Annotated in this window: 1 protein-coding gene; it reads left to right on the top strand. The window is 33.5% G+C overall.

All coding sequences use genetic code 11. The features are described from left to right. Positions 1-142 precede the first annotated feature (142 nt). A partial coding sequence (locus QA612_RS22475) for a DUF4372 domain-containing protein (RefSeq protein WP_278286059.1) occupies positions 143-511 on the top strand: 369 nt, incomplete at its 3' end.

Below are 511 nucleotides of genomic sequence, written 5' to 3'. Positions count from 1 at the left end.
CACTAGTGTTGCATTAATTTAGACTAACTATTTAAAATACTCAAAATGTTCAATAAAGTTATTTTATGCAAAGAAAAAGTCCTTTATAATGGATAAGGTCAGGTGGTAATCCCGTCCAAATCCAATAATAAAGGACCAACGCATGGATAAGATTACACGAAAAACTTCATTTGGACAATGGTTTTCACCTATAAATTTCAAATTATTTGACGAACAGGTGAAAACATTGAAATTAGATCTTTATACAAAGAAACTTACGACGGAATCATTCTTGAAATTATTACTTTATGCACAGCTGGAAGAGGTGGAAAGCCTCCATGCCCTTAGTGATTGTCTCTTTGATGATCAGCTGCAAAAAGGTGTAGACCTTGATTCCATCAGTATTTCTCAACTTTCACGTCGATTAAATGGAATGAATCCAGATTTATTTCAATGGTTATTCCTTGATTTAGTCGGACAAATACATGCCAAGACACATTACACAAAACTCGTCATGCCGTTAAAAATCATA

It is taken from the genome of Evansella sp. AB-P1 (genome assembly GCF_029688925.1).
In the GTDB taxonomy this organism is placed as follows: Bacteria; Bacillota; Bacilli; order Bacillales; family Salisediminibacteriaceae; genus Evansella.
Note: the sequence above shows the minus strand (reverse complement) of the source record. Positions and strands in the feature narration are given on the sequence as shown.